This is a genomic window from Bradyrhizobium sp. STM 3809, assembly GCF_000239795.1.
Classification (GTDB): domain Bacteria; phylum Pseudomonadota; class Alphaproteobacteria; order Rhizobiales; family Xanthobacteraceae; genus Bradyrhizobium.
The window spans coordinates 1-14,901 of record NZ_CAFJ01000682.1 but is presented as its reverse complement, the minus strand read 5'-3'; the positions used below and the strand labels follow the sequence as shown (position 1 = coordinate 14,901).

Annotated in this window: 16 protein-coding genes; 11 read left to right on the top strand and 5 right to left on the bottom strand. The window is 65.5% G+C overall.

The features are described from left to right. The first annotated feature begins 227 nt into the window (after nucleotides 1-227). The gene (locus BRAS3809_RS30150; protein ID WP_008965807.1) at nucleotides 228-1,025 is read left to right on the top strand and encodes a transporter substrate-binding domain-containing protein; all 798 of its coding nucleotides are present in this window, start codon (nucleotides 228-230) and stop codon (nucleotides 1,023-1,025) included. A gap of 99 nt (nucleotides 1,026-1,124) precedes the next feature. On the opposite strand, the gene BRAS3809_RS30145 is transcribed toward BRAS3809_RS30150, so the two are convergent. The 3 genes from BRAS3809_RS30145 to BRAS3809_RS30135 all read right to left on the bottom strand — a co-directional run bounded on the left by BRAS3809_RS30145 (nucleotide 1,125) and on the right by BRAS3809_RS30135 (nucleotide 4,306). Continuing rightward, nucleotides 1,125-1,919: a substrate-binding domain-containing protein gene (locus tag BRAS3809_RS30145; RefSeq protein ID WP_008965806.1), complete on the bottom strand. Its 795-nt coding sequence runs from the start codon at nucleotides 1,917-1,919 to the stop codon at nucleotides 1,125-1,127. 174 nt (nucleotides 1,920-2,093) lie between these two features. Then, nucleotides 2,094-3,581 carry a flavin-containing monooxygenase gene (locus BRAS3809_RS30140; RefSeq protein WP_008965805.1) on the bottom strand — a complete coding sequence of 496 codons (1,488 nt, stop codon included), beginning with the start codon at nucleotides 3,579-3,581 and terminating at the stop codon, nucleotides 2,094-2,096. Nucleotides 3,582-3,856: 275 nt separating this feature from the next. Beyond that, on the bottom strand, nucleotides 3,857-4,306 hold the full coding sequence (locus BRAS3809_RS30135; protein WP_008965804.1) for a cupin domain-containing protein: 450 nt from the start codon (nucleotides 4,304-4,306) through the stop codon (nucleotides 3,857-3,859). 132 nt (nucleotides 4,307-4,438) lie between these two features. Between BRAS3809_RS30135 and BRAS3809_RS30130 the strand changes: the two genes are divergently transcribed. Beyond that, on the top strand, nucleotides 4,439-5,488 hold the full coding sequence (locus tag BRAS3809_RS30130; protein WP_008965803.1) for an AraC family transcriptional regulator: 1,050 nt from the start codon (nucleotides 4,439-4,441) through the stop codon (nucleotides 5,486-5,488). 15 nt (nucleotides 5,489-5,503) lie between these two features. Here the strand turns inward: BRAS3809_RS30130 and BRAS3809_RS30125 are convergent, their stop codons facing one another. Further along, nucleotides 5,504-6,724, bottom strand: coding sequence for a polyhydroxyalkanoate depolymerase (locus BRAS3809_RS30125; RefSeq protein WP_008965802.1), 1,221 nt, complete (start codon nucleotides 6,722-6,724; stop codon nucleotides 5,504-5,506). A gap of 201 nt (nucleotides 6,725-6,925) precedes the next feature. On the opposite strand from BRAS3809_RS30125, the gene BRAS3809_RS30120 reads away from it, so the two are divergent. The 3 genes from BRAS3809_RS30120 (at nucleotide 6,926) to BRAS3809_RS37515 (ending at nucleotide 8,947) form a co-directional block, all read left to right on the top strand. Continuing rightward, nucleotides 6,926-7,582 carry a glutathione S-transferase family protein gene (locus BRAS3809_RS30120; protein WP_008965801.1) on the top strand — a complete coding sequence of 219 codons (657 nt, stop codon included), beginning with the start codon at nucleotides 6,926-6,928 and terminating at the stop codon, nucleotides 7,580-7,582. Nucleotides 7,583-7,892: 310 nt separating this feature from the next. Then, complete coding sequence (locus tag BRAS3809_RS30115; RefSeq protein WP_008965800.1) at nucleotides 7,893-8,327, top strand: cupin domain-containing protein; 435 nt, start codon at nucleotides 7,893-7,895, stop codon at nucleotides 8,325-8,327. A gap of 425 nt (nucleotides 8,328-8,752) precedes the next feature. Further along, nucleotides 8,753-8,947 (top strand): hypothetical protein, encoded by a 195-nt coding sequence (locus BRAS3809_RS37515; protein WP_008965797.1) that lies wholly within the window; start codon nucleotides 8,753-8,755, stop codon nucleotides 8,945-8,947. A gap of 203 nt (nucleotides 8,948-9,150) precedes the next feature. Here the strand turns inward: BRAS3809_RS37515 and BRAS3809_RS30105 are convergent, their stop codons facing one another. Then, complete coding sequence (locus BRAS3809_RS30105) at nucleotides 9,151-9,423, bottom strand: hypothetical protein (RefSeq protein WP_008965796.1); 273 nt, start codon at nucleotides 9,421-9,423, stop codon at nucleotides 9,151-9,153. Nucleotides 9,424-9,558: 135 nt separating this feature from the next. On the opposite strand from BRAS3809_RS30105, the gene BRAS3809_RS30100 reads away from it, so the two are divergent. From BRAS3809_RS30100 to BRAS3809_RS30075, 6 genes are all read left to right on the top strand, one after another. Continuing rightward, complete coding sequence (locus BRAS3809_RS30100) at nucleotides 9,559-9,954, top strand: hypothetical protein (RefSeq protein WP_035659414.1); 396 nt, start codon at nucleotides 9,559-9,561, stop codon at nucleotides 9,952-9,954. Nucleotides 9,955-10,032: 78 nt separating this feature from the next. Next, nucleotides 10,033-10,872, top strand: a complete 840-nt coding sequence (locus BRAS3809_RS30095) for an AraC family transcriptional regulator (protein WP_008965794.1) — start codon at nucleotides 10,033-10,035, stop codon at nucleotides 10,870-10,872. A gap of 173 nt (nucleotides 10,873-11,045) precedes the next feature. After that, nucleotides 11,046-11,972 carry an SMP-30/gluconolactonase/LRE family protein gene (locus BRAS3809_RS30090; RefSeq protein ID WP_008965793.1) on the top strand — a complete coding sequence of 309 codons (927 nt, stop codon included), beginning with the start codon at nucleotides 11,046-11,048 and terminating at the stop codon, nucleotides 11,970-11,972. 183 nt (nucleotides 11,973-12,155) lie between these two features. Continuing rightward, nucleotides 12,156-12,749, top strand: a complete 594-nt coding sequence (locus BRAS3809_RS30085; RefSeq protein ID WP_008965792.1) for a GNAT family N-acetyltransferase — start codon at nucleotides 12,156-12,158, stop codon at nucleotides 12,747-12,749. Nucleotides 12,750-12,812: 63 nt separating this feature from the next. Next, the gene (locus BRAS3809_RS30080) at nucleotides 12,813-14,444 is read left to right on the top strand and encodes a GMC family oxidoreductase (RefSeq protein ID WP_008965791.1); all 1,632 of its coding nucleotides are present in this window, start codon (nucleotides 12,813-12,815) and stop codon (nucleotides 14,442-14,444) included. Between the two features lie 115 nt (nucleotides 14,445-14,559). Then, nucleotides 14,560-14,844, top strand: a complete 285-nt coding sequence (locus BRAS3809_RS30075) for a hypothetical protein (RefSeq protein WP_139017476.1) — start codon at nucleotides 14,560-14,562, stop codon at nucleotides 14,842-14,844. The last annotated feature ends 57 nt before the right edge of the window (nucleotides 14,845-14,901 follow it).

The following is a 14,901-nucleotide window of genomic DNA, read 5'->3' as shown; positions in this document are numbered from 1 at the left end:
CCGCGACCACGGCCTGCCGGACGGTGCTGGTGAACGGCGTCTGGGTCCGGCGCTGCGTTTAAGTCGCGCTTAATCGGCATTCGGTATCGGGTAATTGGAAACGGCAATCGCGGGGCGCAAGTTTCGCGCGCCGTTTGCTGCTTTGCGTGACGAAAGTAAGCTGTATTTAACAGTGCTCCCGGCAAGGTGCGACCGGTTTCACCTTAGCAATTCTATGGGAGAGGGCCATGTTGAAGTGGCACTGGCTGCGCAATGCAGCGCTCGTCGCTGCGGTATTTGCGTTGTTCAGCAACGGCGCTGCTGCGGCCAGCTTGAAGGAAGAGATCGCGCCGACCGGCAAGCTCCGTGTCGCCATCGCGGTCGGTCCGGCGGGCGGTGCGTTCTGGTGCGTCAAGTCGGATGCTGGCTATGCGGGCGTCCCGGTCGAGCTCGGCAAGGCGATGGCCGCCCAGGTCGGCGTACCTGTCGAATTCGTCGAGCATCCGAATTCCAACACCATCACGGACGAGGCCGGGAAGGGTATTTGGGACGTGGCGTTCATGCCGAAGGACGCCGAGCGCGAGACCAAGGTCTCGTTCGGGCCGGCCTATGACTCGGTGGAAACGACATTCATCATCCGCGCCGGTCTCGACGTGCCCAACATTGCTGCGTTGGACCATGACGGCACCGAGGTGGCTGCGATCAATGACACGACGGTTCTGCGCGGCGCGAAGGCGTTTCTGAAGAAGGCCACCGTGACCGGCTTCAAGTCCTATGAGGAAGTCTACGCCCTGCTGAGCGCCGGCGAGATCGATGCGCTAGCCCTGGCGCGCGACCAGCTGACGCTGATGGCCAAGCAGATCCCCGGCACCAAGGTGCTGAGCGAGACCTTCAAGAAGACGGACACGGCTGTCGCGGTGCCGCAGAAGCGGCCGCAATCGCTGGCCTTCGTGACCAAGTTCATGACCGAAGCCAAGACGAACGGCGTGCTGAAGAAGGCCTACGGCGCCAACAATCTCAGCGAGTCGACGCTGCTCACGCAGTGAGCCCGCCGGCGTCCCTCACCTGAACGGTTTCGATCATGGAGCTCTCCCACGCTGGACGCGAGGGAGAGCTTTTCCGTTTGTGCGAGACCTCCGAACGGATCAATTCGGCGACCTCCTGACGATCGGATCCAGCCCGCTCTCGGTGATCACCTTGCGCGCATCCGGCGATCCCAGGAAATGGATCAGCGCCTTGCCGGCCTCCGGCTCCTTCGCCGCGGTGGCGATGCCTGCGGAGAACACGGTGATCTTCTGCAGGCCGGGCGGCAGGGGGCCGACGATGTCGATGCCGTGCACGGGTTTCAACTCGCTGATCTGCTGGAAGCCGATCTCGGCCTCGCCCTGGGCGACGATCTCGCCGACGGGCGTTGCCGGGATCATCCGTGCCTTGCCCTTCATCTCGTCCCGGATGCCGAGCTTGTCGAACATCTCGGTCGAGACATAGACGCCGCTGGCGCTGTCCGAATAGGCGATGGTCTTGGCGGCGATCAGCATGCGCTTGACCGCGTCGGCGTTCGAGATGTCGGGATGCGGAGTCCCGGACTTCACGGCCACGCCGATCGGCGAATTGGCAAGCTCGACCAGGCTGTCGGGCATCACCTTGCCCTTGGTCGTGAGGTCGCTCAGCGCATAGCCGACCATGATCAGGACGTCGGCCGGCTCGCCACGGTCGAGGCGGACCGGGATGGCATTAGTGGTCGTCCCCATCGAGGGACCATAGGCGATCATCACCTTGTGACCGGAGCGCCGTTCGAACTCCGGTACCAGCGATTTGAATGCGGCCGTCATGCCGCCGGAGATCATGACGTGAATGTCGGCGGCCTGCGCTGCTGTCGTCAGCAGAAAGGCGGCCGAGATGGCCAGGCCGAGGGTGCGGAGACGGATCGAGACGGTCATGGAAGGCTCCGAAGCAAGCCGGCCGGAGGCCGAGGGCGCCCTGGATAGCCCGGCCGCGCCCGCAAGGCTAGGCCCGCGGACGGCGGCGTGATGGTCCGTGCCGTTCCGCCCGCCTTTTTGGTGACGCAGTTTGGGCGGGCAGGGGGCGGCGTTGCTGTGCCGAGCCGCCCCGCCTCAGCCGGCCCGATAGGCCGGCGCGGATGCCAGATAGTCGGCATAGGCGTCGGCGTCCGGCGGTGTGAACATCTCGGCCAGCGGATTGCGCCGCCGCTTCGTCGCGCCGATGTCGGCCAGCAGTTCGTCGAAATGCTTGAAGTGATAGGGCGCCACGCACAGTCCGCCATAGACGCCCGCCGCCGGCCGCTCGACCCGCTTGAAGTGCAGCATCATCTCGATGTTGTCGCGCATTTCGCGCTCGCTCGGCTGATGCGCGAGCTGCTTGTCCGCGTAACGCACCAGCCAGTGCGCGGCCATGTCGGCGCAGAGCACGGTGCAGAAGCTGGAATTGAAGCCGACGAAGCCCATGTCGGGCAGGTCGGGATTGGCGATCAGCCGGTACAGGCGATACTGCCCGTCGGGGTCGACCAGCCTGGCGCGGTCGGCCTCCGGCAGGAAGGGAACGCCGAGCTTGTAGCCGATGGCGAGCACGGCGACATCGGCCGCGATCCTCTCGCCGGTGCTGGCGACGATCGTGTTCGGCTCGTAGTGATCGAAGGTGCCGAGCACCGCCTTGATACGGCCATCGGCGACCATCGGGTAGAAGTCGGGCGTCGCGATCGGCACCGAGCAGTTGACGCCGTCCTCGATCCGCTCCTTGGGCACCATGTTGCATTTGGCAAGCTTGAGCTGCGCCTTGAGCAGGCTCTCGAGGCCGCGCCAATTCGCCCACACCAGCGGCTTGGCGAGTAGATGCGCGAGGCGCGAGAGCGGGCCGATGTCCCAGCTCGCGAACATCTGCTCCTGCGCGCGGATGTAGAGGATGCTCTTGAAGTTGATGAGACCGCCGATGAAGTAGGGGATGCGCCACACCGGCTCGCGGAACACGATCGTCACCGAACGCGCGCCGGCGCGCACCGCGTTGACGGCGATGTCGGTCGCCGATTTCGAGCCGCCGAGCACGACGACGTTGCGCCCCCGGGCGATGGCGGCGTCGTTGTATTTCGACGAATGCATGATCGCGCCGCCGGCCGCCTTGAACTGATCCTCGCCGGGAAGCGCCAGCGTCTGCGGCTCGTTGAACTGCCCGGTACAGACGGCCACGAAATCATAGTCCTCGCGGCTCACGCTGTCGCCGGATTTCAGATCGAGACTCCAACCCGGCTTGCCGTCGGCGCGCCGCTGCATCGCCAGCACCGTGGTGTTCAGCCGCATCAGGCGCGCAAGGTCGTGCGACCTCGCGTAGTCGGCGAGATAGGCATAGACCTGCGGCCCTTTCGGCCACTCCGGATAGCTGTCGGGCATCGCCTTGTCGGTGTAGCGATAGAGGTCCTTGGGACTCTGCGTCTGTACGTCGGGATAGGAGCGGGCCGGCTCCCACACGCCGCCGAGATCGGCGCTGCGCTCGATGATGGTGACGTCGTGGCCGCGGGCGGCGAAGGCTTTGGCTGCGGCAAGGCCGGAGACGCCGGCGCCGATCACGCAGACCGTCTTGCGAGTGATCATGGAGACCTCCTGATGTCGAGCACGGGAGCCGCGAGCGGACAGACTCGACCGTCCGCGCCGCAGGAGCCCGCTGAGAGAATGTGATGATGATGACGCGGTCGCCCGGCGCGACCGAAGCATGCGACGATGGACAGTCCAGCGTCGGCGTCACGGCGAGCATGCGCTCGCCGATCCCTGGCCATTCGGGCGAAGTACCTGCTCAAGCCGCAGGGCGTGCAAAGCCGATCGCGCGGAGTGCGCGTCGCGCCGCGACCAGAGCAGATGCGGTGTTGCCGCTAGTCGTTGGCTTCAGGCGGCAGGAAGTTGACTTCGTGCTCGGCCGAGATGCGTACCACCTCGGCGGGGTCCGCGAGGTTGTCCAGCATGTTGAACAGCGTCTCGAGCTTCTGCATCGGCGACACCCAGAACAGCGCGCGCGCCGGCTTGTCGGACTTGTTGAAGTAGCCATGCGGAATGCCGCGCGGCATGCGGACGAGATCGCCGGCATGTGCCTTGACCCAGACGCCGTCCAGCTTGAGGTCGAGCGTGCCCTCCTGCACCAGGATGAACTCGTCCTGCGTCGGATGGACATGCACCGGCACGAACTGCCCGGGATCGCTGTTGGTCTCGAACGCGAAGGTGGAGTCGGTGACGGCCTTGGGGAAGTAGAGCTGACCCAGGATGTTCCAGGTCTTGCCGGCATAGCCGGTGCCGGCGGGCGTGATGCCTTTTTCCAGTGTGGTCATGGCGGATCTCCTAGCTGCACACGCGATGAGGATCGAGCAGATCGCGGCGCGGTGTCTATCCAGAAAACGAATCCCTCGACGCCAGATGCTAATTATTATAGGTTTCAAACGATTTCGGCCGACGAGTGAGCCATGACTGCAGAGGCAGCCGCTGATCTCAGTTGGAATGGATCCGCATCGCCGCGGCTTGCCGCCTATGGCCGTGTTGCAACGCACGATGTCGATGAGGCGGCTGAACAAATAGGTCGCATCTTCTGCCCGCACGGGCTGCAGCCGCAGGCGGGGACTGCGCGCGATTTCCTCGCTCTGCATAATTGCGCGGCATTCGACGGCTTCTCCATCAACTACGTCGAATATGGCGGTGCGGTCACGATCGATCCCGGCTGTCTCGATCGCTTTTTCCTGGTGCAACTGCCGCTGGCAGGGACGGCGCGGGTCGTCGCCGGCGCCCGCGAAGTCGTGACCCGGCCGGATGACGCAGCCTCGCTGCTGTCGCCGACCGTGCCGACGCGCATGGTCTGGCACGATTGCGCCCAACTGATCCTGCTGCTCGATCGCCGCCTGGTCGAGCAGCGCGCCGCGGCGCTGTCGGGCCAGGCGGCGCAGCCGGTCGAATTCCAACCCGAGATCATGCTGACCGCGCGGGCCGGATCGCGCCTGAGGCAGCACATGATGGCACTCGCCGGCGTCGCCGAGGCCCTCGGCGGCACGCGGCCGATGTCCTCCGTCGCTGCCGCGGATTGGCGCGAGACGCTGCTCGAGGCGCTGTTCGCGCAGCCCGGCCACGGCCTGTCGGAGGCGATCCGGCGCTATGCGGGGCAGATCGACAACCTGCCGCGGGCGGTGCGCACGGCGCGCGATCTGTTGCACGCCCAGGCCAGCGAGCCGCTCGACCTGACGCAGCTCGCGGCCGCCGCCGGTGTCGGCATTCGCGCGCTGCAGGGCGGCTTCCGCCGCCATTTCGGGATGTCGATCTCCGACATGCTGCTCGACATCCGGCTGGCCCGGCTGAACCAGCAACTGCTATCGGCCGGGCCCGAGGCCCGCATCATCGATCTCGCCTTCGAACTCGGCTTTGCGCATCTCGGACGGATGGCGGGCGCCTATCGCGACAAGTTCGGCGAGACGCCGTCGGCGACCCTGCAACGCGTGCAGCGCGGCCGAGGTCAGCTCACGAACTGACCTCGCAAATCGGCCTCACGAATTGACGTGCACGAAATCGCGCAGCAGCGGGTAGATCTCGTTGTTCCACTTCTTGCCGCTGAACACGCCATAATGGCCGACGCCGGCCTGCATGTGATGCACGCGGCGATAGGCGCGCACATTGGTGCAGATGTCCTGGGCGGACAGCGTCTGGCCGATCGAGCAGATGTCGTCGCGCTCGCCCTCGACGGTCATCAGGCCGATGCGCCGGACGGCCTTCGGATCGACCGGATTGCCGCGATGCATGAGCTTGCCCTGCGGCAGCAGATGCTCCTGGAAGACGTCGCGCACGGTCTCGATGTAGAACTCGGCCGGCAGGTCCATGACCGCGAAATACTCGTCGTAGAATGTCTTGATGGTCTCGGCCTTGTCGACCTCGCCCTTGGCGAGATGGTTGGCGAGATCCATGTGCTGCTTGACGTGGCGCTCGAGATTCATCGACACGAAGGCCGTCAGCTGGACGAAGCCGGGATAGACTTTCCGGAACGCGCCCCGGCACTGGAAGGGCACGTAGTGGATCAGATTGTCCTCGAACCACGCGATCGGCTTGCTCTTGGCGAACTCGTTGACCTTGGTGGGCTGGATGCGGGTGTCGATCGGCCCGGCCATCAGGGTCAGCGTCGCCGGCCGCGAGGGGTGATCGCCCTCGCACATGACGGCGGTCGCCGCCAGCGCCGACACCGACGGCTGGCAGATCGCGACCATGTGCGGCCGCGGTCCGAGCTGGCTCAGGAAGGTGATGAGATGATCGGTGTAGTCTTCCAGCCCGAAGCGGCCATGGCCCGGCGGAATGTCGCGCGGATTGTGCCAGTCGGTGATGTAGACGTCGTGGTCCTGCAGCAGCGTCTTCACCGTGCCGCGCAACAGGGTGGCGAAATGGCCCGACATCGGCGCGACCAGGAGCACCTTGGGCTGGTCCGACGCGCCGTCCTTCTTGAAATGCAACAGTGAGCCGAACGGGGTCTTGAACGTCACCTCCTCGGTGACGCCGAGCTCGCGATTGCCGACCATGACGCTGTCGATGCCATAGGCCGGCCGCGCATAGGTCAGGGCCGAGCGCGAGATCAATTCCAGCGCCGCCGATAGCCGCCGCATGGCCCGGCTGGAGACGCCCGAGGGGATCAGATTGAGATAGCGCATGGCGGCCGCAGCGCCCTGGCGCCATGGCTCGGTCAGGTCCATGTGGTTCTGATAGGCTTGGTACAGCAGCGCCATCGGGTCCGATCCGTTACATGCTCACACCTATGCAATATCGGAGCCAGCGCCGGAGAGTCTTGCCTCAAAAACTGGCATGTCGCTTGCTCAATGAAATCCCTGGAGTATCCGGCTCCGCGCGGGACGCCGCCGACCGCGAGCCGGCGCGACAGATCGAGCGATCAGCGACAAAACGATGAGCGACAAACAGGGTAGGGTGAGATGTCCAAAGCGACGTTGACGATCAGCAGCAAGAATTACTCGTCATGGTCGCTGCGCGGCTGGCTGCTCGCGAAGTTCGCCGGGCTCGATTTCGACGAGGTCGTCGTCGGCCCCGACGATGCCTCCGCGCGTGCCGAGATCCTGCTGCTGTCCTCGTCGATCCTGGTGCCCTGCCTGCGGCACGACGGCGCCACGATCTGGGATACGCTGGCGATCGCCGAGTACCTCGCCGAGACCTTTCCGCAGGCCGGCCTGCTGCCGGGCGACCGCATCGCGCGCGCGCATTGCCGCTCGATCTCGGGCGAAATCCACTCCGGCTTCACGACCTTGCGCGCTTCGTTGCCGGTCAACCTCAAGGGCCATTTCCCCGGCTTCAAGGTCTGGACCCGCGCCCAGGCCGACATCGACCGCATCTGGGCGATCTGGCGCGACTGCCTGGACAAGTCGGGCGGCCCGTTCCTGTTCGGCCAGCAGCGCGGCATGGCGGACGCGATGTATGCGCCGGTGGTGACGCGCTTCGTCACCTATGACGTGAAGCTCGAGCCGCGGCTGAAGGCCTATGCCGACCTGATCATGGCGATGCCGGAGATGCAGGAGTGGATCGCTTCGGCCAAGGCCGAGCCGGAGGAGATCGAGGAGCTCGAGGTCGAGTATTAGCCCGCGCCGGTGACACAGCGGCCCATCGCTCGGGCAGTTGCTGCTCAATTTGAAGCCGGATGAGCCATTTCGTTCGCTGAGGCTTCCGTAGTTCGGCGGCTCACGCGCTGCCGGGCCGCTGCGGAGAAAGCTGGTTGTTAACAATCAGTTCGGATCGGCGCACGGCTCCGGTCCGCCGATCCCTTGCGCTGCGAGCAGGGCGTGGCGTGGTTTTCGCATAGCACAATGGGCTTTCGGGCGTGGTGGCCGTTGCGGCCGGTCGATGGGCCTCAGGGGTTGCCGATGCCGCGATCAACCGGTGGAGGCCGTCATGAACCAGCATGCAGTGATGACCAAGTTCTCGCACGTGAAGCCCGAAGACACCGACTACAAGGGCGGTGGCTTGCGCGACTTCTTCCTCTACCGCGATCTCGGCATTGCCGACGCCACCGGCGGCCAGGTGATCTGCCATCTCGTCAAGGCCAATCCCGATTGTCCGCCGGTCGACGGCACCGGCTGGCACCGCCACGATTGCGACTTCCAGATCGTCATCATGATGAAGGGCTGGGCCCGCTTCATGTACGAGGACAAGCCGACCCTGGTGAAGGCCGGCGATGTCGTGCACCAGCGGCCGGGCATCGTGCACTATCTGTACGATTATTCCCCTGACATGGAATACATGGAGATCGTCAGCCCGGCCGACTTCAAGACCGTCGAGATGCCGCCGGCCACCGACAAGGTGCCGCCGGTCACGCCTTGGACGTGAGCGGGCCCACGCCGACAACCAACAAACTCAGCCGTTAACCTTCCGCATCCGGTCGCGCCCGCGCGGCCGGATGCACGGCGTCGGCATATCGTGGGTCTCTCCACACACGGCCGATATCTAGTCGTGAACAGGCGTCGTACCCGGCGCAGCGTCCGATTCGGACGCGATTCGTTCCGGCCGCGTTCCAGAGATTAAGGCAGCAGCCCAGCACCGTTACATTTTGAAACAGCGTCGACGCACACGGGGCGGTGCTCGGCGTGAATGCTCCGCGGCAAGCGACGCCTGGGCCGATTCATCCCGCGCCGATACATAGCGGCGACTCGACCATGACCTTGACCATGCTGGCCTTGCTCGCGCTCGCCGCCCATGGCGCGCATAGTCTCGAGGAGTAAACCTTCGATTGGCGCAACTGGGCGCGTGCGGTGATGAAGTTGCCGGTCGAGTGGAGCGGATTCTACGTGACCAATGCGCTCGTCGTCGTGCTCGGGGCGGTGCAGGCGGAACTCGCCGCGACCTGGCTGCTGGCGGCGCTCCTATGCCGCGCTGATGATCATCAACGCGGTGGTCTTCCACGTGCTGCCGTTCGTGCGCAGCGGTGGCCGGTTCTCCCGGCCTCGTGACGGTGCTGCTGCTGTTCTGCCCCGTGGCAATCGCCATCCGGCGGCAGGCGTAGAGCGACGGAGGGGATGGATGGCGCGACGGCCGTGGTTGCAATCGTGGCCGGCGCGCTGCTGATGGCCTATCCCGTCGTGATGCTCAATCTGCGTTCGAAACCGAATATTCGGCAAGACCGGCCCTGAGCCGAACTCAGGGCCCGGTGTGATCAATAAGACGAAGCGCGATCAGAAACGAAGTTCGGCTGCGGGCGGCGACCATTGCGCTCGTCGTAACGCGCACGCGGGAAGCGCCAGCCGATCACGGTGGCTTCGAGCGCGCCGCCGGATTCCTTGTTGTGCCACTTGCCATCAATAAAGAAACACGGGAACGGCAGCTGATAGGTGCCGCTGTGATCCTCGCACAGCACCTCGACCGTCTGTCCGGGCGGTGGGTCACCGCTGCCGTCGAACTGCGCCAGCCGTTTTTCGCGCGTAGCCATTCTGTACATCTCCCTGAAAACGGGTCCCCATTGTTAACTTCAATGCGCGATTGAGGTCTCAGTATGGTATCAATCAGGAAACTCCGTCGGTTCCACGCAAAATCATGTGTTTGGCAAGCCAATGAGAAAATTGTGATGAAGCGAATCATGGCCGCGAGTGTGCTCGCAATGTGCGCGAGCTCTGCCCTTCACGCGCAGGACATTCCAGGCATCGAGATCTGCACTGCAGAGAAGGCGATGGATCGCCGGACCTCATGCTTGCAGAGCAACATCGATTTCCTGCAGAAGACCATCACCAAGCAGTCGCTCGATCAGCAGCAGAAGCTCGACGCCGCATATCGCCAGATTCAGGCGCTGAAGGCGGCGCTGATCTCTCAGCAGGGTGCGATGGACGAACTGAAGGCATCGCAGTCGAGGCTCGCGGACGAGCTGAAGAAGAAGGCCGACGCGCCGGGTGCCAAGGAGACTGCCAAGGATCTTGCCAAGGATGCCGTCAAGGATGCGGCGCCGGCGAAGCCGGGCGGCAAATAGCCCGGCGCGCGGCGCAAGAACGATCAAGCGGCCGAAGCGGTCTGCCGACATGCTGGGCGGCTTCGTCAGGAGACAGGCGTGTCCAGCAACCCCGCCCAGAAGGCGCTCTGGTACATCGAGAGTCATCTGTCGGCACCGCTGTCGCTTGATGACATCGCCGATATCGCCGGCGTGTCGCGCTTTCACATCGTCCGCGCGTTCGCAGCCGCAACCGGCGTGTCGGTGATGCGCTATGTCCGGCTGCGCCGTCTCAGCGAGGCGGCGCGGGCGCTCGCCGGCGGTGCGCCCGACATCCTCAGCCTGGCGCTGGAGGCGGACTACGGCTCCCACGAAGCCTTCACCCGCGCGTTTCGCGATCGGTTCGGCGTCACGCCGGAAGCGGTCCGCGCCAACGCGTGCCTCGATGGCCTCGCTCTGCAGGAGCCGATCCTCATGGACCAGACCCCGCTCGATGATTGTCCCGCCCCGCGCTTCGTCACGTCGGAGCCGCTGCTCGTCGCCGGCCTCGGCGAGCGTGTCAGTGTCGACAATGGTGCCGGCATCCCGGCGCTGTGGCGCCGCTTCAACGAGATCGCGCCCGAGGTTCCGGCGCGCCGCGGCGTGATCGCTTACGGCGTCTGTTGCAACGGCGACGATGCCGGCAATTTCGACTACATCGCCGGCGTCGAGGTCTCTGATTTTTCCGACCTGCCGCGGGCGTTCAGCCGTGTGCGGGTTCCGGCGGCGACCTTCGCCGTGTTCACCCATGCGGGCCACATCTCGTCGATCCGGCGCACCGTGCACACGATCTGGAATCGCTGGCTGCCGCAGTCCGGCTGCACGATCGCCGACGCGCCGAACTTCGAGCGCTACGACCAGCGGTTCGATCCGCTCACCGGCAATGGCGGGCTGGAGATCTGGCTTCCGGTGATCCGCTGAACCGGCGCAGATCGCGCCGACTTGCGTCGACACGCTGCCGGCCTCTCGCGAAGCAGGGCTGCCCTGCGGTGTCGCGTCCCGTCGCTTGCTTGGCAAGCCGCGGCGGCTTTGCGATAACATCCCGCATAACAACAAGGCGCCGCATCGCGGCGTGACCAGCGGGAGGTCGTCCGATGTCCAACATGCGCGTGCTCGCCACTGATCTCGAATTTCCGGAAGGGCCCGTGGTGATGCCCGACGGCTCGGTGGTGCTGGTCGAGATCCGCGGGCGGCGCCTGACGCGGGTCCATCCCGACGGCCGCAAGGAGATCGTGGCGCAGATTCCGGGCGGGCCGAACGGCGCCGCGCTCGGGCCGGACGGCAAGATCTACATCTGCAACAATGGCGGCTTCTCCTGGATCCCGACCGGCAAGATGATCATGCCGGGCCCGCAGCCCGAGGACTATGTCGGCGGCTCGATCCAGCGGGTCGATCTGCAGAGCGGCAAGGTCGAAACCGTGGTCAGCCGCTGCGGCGAGCACGAGCTGCGCGGGCCCAACGATCTGGTGTTCGATCGCCACGGCGGGCTGTGGTTCTCCGACCTCGGCAAGCGCCGCGCCCGCGACATGGATGTCGGCGCGTTCTATTATCTCAAGCCCGGCATGAGCGAAATCGTCGAGGCCGTGCACGGCATCCTCCCGGCCAACGGTATCGGCCTGTCGCCGGACGAGAAGACGGTCTATATCGCGGAGACGCCGACCGCGCGGCTGTGGGCCTATGACGTGCCGGAGCCCGGCACCGTGAAGCCGCGCGAGGTGATCTATCGCGGCGAGCGTGGCCGGCCGATCTGCGGTCTCGGCGGTTACCAGATGTTCGACTCGCTCGCGGTCGAGGCCAATGGCAATGTCTGCGTCGCCACGCTGATCTCGGGCTGCATCAGCGTCATCGCGCCGGACGGCAAGCTGGTGGAGCAGGTGCCGACCGGCGACCGCGTCACCACCAACATCGCCTTCGGCGGCCCCGAACTGAAGACCGCCTACATCACGCTGTCCGGCAAGGGTGAGCTGGTGGCGATGGACTGGCCGCGTCCCGGCCTGCCGCTGAATTTTCTGAACAAGTGACTGGCTGAGCATCGTCATCAGAGCACGCCAGTGATAACCAACTCGCCGGAATGCCCTCGAACGTGCTCCTCATGGTGAGGAGCGCCGCAGGCGCGTCTCGAACCATGAGGCCCGACCGCGGCCTCATCCTTCGAGACGCAGCGCTTGCGCGCTGCTGCTCGGGATGAGGGGAAGGAGTCATGGATGCCCTTTCTCGAACCGGTCACCCTCCGCGGCCCGCACGCCAGCCTCGTGCCGCTCGCGCCCGACCACCACGACGCGCTGGTCGAGGCCGTCAGTGATGGCGAATTGTGGAACCTGTGGTACACCGCAGTTCCGAAACCCGAGACCATGGCCAAGGAGATCGAGCGCCGGCTCGGCCTGTTCGCCACGGGGAGCATGCAGCCCTTCACCGTGCTCGACGCCGACGGCAAGGTCGCCGGCATGACCACCTACATGAACGTCGATGCCGCCAACCGCCGCGTCGAGATCGGTTCGACCTGGTATTCGAAGCGGGTGCAGCGCAGCGCGCTCAATACGCAGTGCAAGCGGCTGTTGCTGGCGCACGCCTTCGAGGCGATGGACTGCATCGCGGTCGAGTTCCGGACCCATTTCTTCAACCATCAGAGCCGCCGCGCCATCGAGCGGCTCGGCGCCAAGCAGGACGGCATTCTGCGCAGCCACCAGATCGCGCCGAACGGCACGCTGCGGGATACCGTCGTCTACAGCATCACCGCGGCGGAATGGCCGACGGTGAAGGCGCATCTCGATTATCAACTGCATGACAAGCCGCGCTGATCGCGCTATGGCCGCCTGGCCGCGTCACGCGGCCAGCATGACGAGACCGGGACGACAGACGAGATGGATACTTTCGACTATGTGATCGTGGGCGCCGGCTCGGCCGGCTGCGTGATCGCCAGCCGCCTCAGCGAGGACCCATCGGTGACGGTGTGCGTGCTCGAGGCGGGGCCCCGCGACTGGCACCCCTACATCCATCTGCCGGCCGGCTTCATCAAGACCTTCTACATGAAGAGCATCAATTGGGGCTACCAGCAGGAGCCGGGGCCCTACACAGCCGGCCGCAGCATCTACGCGCCGCGCGGCAAGACGCTCGGCGGCTCCTCCTCGATCAACGGCCATGTCTACAACCGCGGCCAGCGCCAGGATTTCGACACCTGGGCGCAGATGGGCAATCGCGGCTGGAGCTATTCGGACGTGCTGCCGCACTTCCGGCGCATGGAGAAGCGGATCGGCGCCGGCGACGAGCAGTATCGCGGCCGCGACGGCAGCCTGCATGTGACCACCATGGAGTGGAAGGACACGCTGTGCGAGGCGTTCATGGACGGCGCGGTGTCGCTCGGCATCCCGCGCAATCCCGACTACAACGGCGCCATCCAGGAGGGCGTGTCCTACGTCCAGCGCACCATCCAGAACGGCCGCCGCGTCTCCTCGGCGACCGCGTTCCTGAAGCCTGCCAGCAAGCGGCCGAATGTCGAGATCCGCACCCATGCGCATGCCACGAGCATCATGCTGGACGGCAAGCGCGCCGTCGGCGTGCGCTACAGCCGCGGCGGACGCGGCGGCGTGCCGGTCGAGGTGCGGGCGCGGAAAGAGGTGATCCTGTCCGGCGGCGCCTACAACTCGCCGCAGCTGTTGCAGCTCTCCGGCATCGGCGCGCCCGAGCTGTTGCAGGAGCACGGCATCGAGGTGCGCCATGCGCTGAAGAGCGTCGGCGAAGGGCTGCAGGACCACTACGCGCCGCGCACGGTGGCGCGCGTCAAGAACATCAAGACCATCAACGAGCTCGCGCGCGGCCTCAATCTGTGGGGCGAGGCGCTGAAATGGGCGGTGACGCGCAAGGGCATCCTGTCGCTGTCGCCGACCATGGTCTATTGCTTCTGGCATTCCGGCGAGACCGCGGAGAGCTCCGATCTGCAGCTCACCTTCACGCCGGCGAGCTACAAGGAAGGCGTGCAGGGTCAGCTCGAGGACGAGCCCGGCATGACGGTGGCGTCCTGGCAGCAGCGCCCGGAGAGCCGCGGCTATGTCCGTATCCGCTCCGCCGATCCGTTCGCTCAGCCGATCATCCAGACCAACTATCTCACCGCCGAGCTCGACCGCCGCGTCATCGTCGCCGGCATGAAGCTGGCGCGCCGGCTGCTCGCCTCGGCTCCGCTCGCGCCGTACTACGCGTATGAGGACTTTCCGGGTCCGAAGGTCAACAGCGACGACGAATTCCTCGCCGCCGCCATCCAGCGCGCCACCACCACCTTCCACCCCGGCTGCACCTGCCGCATGGGCCCGGCCGACTCCACCTGGGCCACCGTCGACGACCAGCTCCGCGTCCACGGCCTGCAGGGCCTGCGCGTCGCCGACGCCTCGATCATGCCGCGCATGATCTCGGCCAACCTGAACGCCGCGACCTTGATGATCGGCGACAAGGCGGCGGATCTGATTTTGGGCAAGGCGGAGGGGGAGAGGCTGTCGGCGTAGAGGCGGGAGGCTAGGCTGAGGGGGAGCCGTCGGCGATGGAAAGGTTCGTGACCGCTCGGCTGGCGTCCAGCGCGGCGTTTTCGCTCGCCTTCATCCTGTTCATGATGTTCTATTCTTGCTCGATCTGGGGAATGTGATGTGGCTTTCAGTTCCCCGCCTCGCGCTCGTATCTGCCTTGCCTGCATTCGCCGTGCAATTCGTCTACGGCGGCGCGCTCTATCTGATCTTGCCGCGGATCCGTCTCTGGCGCTTCTCGGCGGTGTTCCTGGCCTATCTGCTGCCTTTGGTTCTGATCAGCCAGTATGGCATCGACACCGAGCGCGAGACCTACGGAATGATCGCGTGGGCGCTGTTTGCGCTGATCGTGGCGTGGATCTTCTGGCGATTGGGGTCTGCATAGAAAGCAACGGGCTCATAAGGTATTCGCTCCCATCCACTCGAGCTGTCGCCGCGAGCG